The sequence below is a fragment of the Streptomyces sp. NPDC032721 genome, from assembly GCF_055579625.1.
In genome coordinates this window covers 1-1,400 of the sequence record NZ_JBVIMX010000063.1, presented here as the reverse complement: position 1 = coordinate 1,400, position 1,400 = coordinate 1, and the positions used below count along the sequence as shown (strand labels likewise).

Annotated in this window: 1 protein-coding gene; it reads right to left on the bottom strand. The window is 67.2% G+C overall.

Features of this window, described 5'->3' with window-relative positions:
• Nucleotides 1-100 precede the first annotated feature (100 nt).
• Nucleotides 101-1,333 carry an IS30 family transposase gene (locus ACZ5PB_RS43430; RefSeq protein WP_468699270.1) on the bottom strand — a complete coding sequence of 411 codons (1,233 nt, stop codon included), beginning with the start codon at nt 1,331-1,333 and terminating at the stop codon, nt 101-103.
• Nucleotides 1,334-1,400 lie beyond the last annotated feature (67 nt).

Genomic DNA, 1,400 nt, shown 5'->3' with positions numbered 1-1,400 from the left:
GCCGGGAGGGTCGTTGAAAGGGACAGTGCCCCCGAGCACTGCCTCCATCAGAAGTCCCCCGGTGTTGTGGGCGAATTCCAGGGGTCGTTGCAACACGTGATCACTGACGTGTGGTGGCGAGAAGTTTAGACAGACGCTCGGCTGGGGTTTCCCAGCCGAGCGTCTTGCGTGGGCGGCTGTTGAGTTCGGCGGCGGCTGCGGCCAGGTCCTCGCTGCTGTAGCGGGCCAAGTTGGTGCCCTTGGGGAAGTACTGCCTCAGCAAGCCGTTCGTGTTCTCGTTGGAGCCGCGCTGCCAGGGGCTGGCGGGGTTGCAGAAGTAGACCGGCATGTTTGTGGCGGTGGAGAAGAGGTGGTGGCTTGCCATCTCAGTGCCCTGGTCCCAGGTCAGCGACCGCCGCAGGTGGGGCGGCAGTTCTCTGATCGTGGCGGTGAGGGCCTGGTGGAAGAGCTCCGCCCGGTGTCCGTGGGGCAGGTGAACCAGCATCGTGAAGCGGGTCGTCCGTTCGACGAGTGTGCCGATGGCGGAGCCGTTGTTGGCGCCGACGATGCAGTCGCCTTCCCAGTGGCCGGGGACGGCGCGGTCGGCGGCTTCGGCGGGCCGGTCGCTGATCATCACCATGGGTGTGGCGAAGCGTGGCTGACGCTTGTATGCCTGGCGCTGGGGGCGTCGGCGGGCCCGTCCGGTCCGCAAGGCCTTGGTGAGTTCGCGGCGGAGTTCTCCGCGGCCCTGGACGTAGAGCGCCTGGTAGATCGTCTCGTGGGTCACACGCATCTCCGGGTCCTCGGGGAAGTCCCGGCGGAGCTGGTGGGCTATCTGTTCCGGGCTCCAACGTCTTTCCAGACGCTCCTGGATGTAGTCCCGCAGCCGGGCGCACTGGCCGATCTTCCCGGGCTTGGGGCGAGGTCGGCGAGCGTCCGCGCGGGCCTGGGCGGCGTAGGGGCGGTAGGTCCACTGCTTGCGACGCCAGAGAGCACCGTTGCGCCGTATCTCCCGGCTGATCGTGGAGGGGCTGCGGCCCAACTCTGCGGCGATCGTGCGAAAGGTGGCCTTCTCCTGGACCCGGTCGGCGATGTGGATGCGTTCGGGCTCAGAGAGGTAGCGGGACGGAGAAGAGGCCGCCAACGCGAGCTGCGCGGGCGGCCTCGGCCGCTTCTTGCCGCCCTTGGGCCGGCCGTTACACCATTCACGGCCGGTCCGAAGGTGGACGCCGACGAGGCGGCTTGCCTGGGCGTTGCTGAATCCCTGCTGCACGAGGCGGAAGTATTCCTCCCGCTCACGGTGCAACTTCCGGCGCCCTTGTATCTTGCGGCTCTCACGGATCTTGAAGTCCATCGCATCCCCTGAGCTGGGGTGTTGCGACGACCACTAGAACTCAAGGTGCACCCCGGGGGACTTTTGG

Coding starts and splice junctions, on each gene's coding strand:
- ACZ5PB_RS43430 (WP_468699270.1), bottom strand. CDS start 1,333: ATGGACTTCAAGATCCGTGAGAGCCGCAAGATACAAGGGCGCCGGAAG.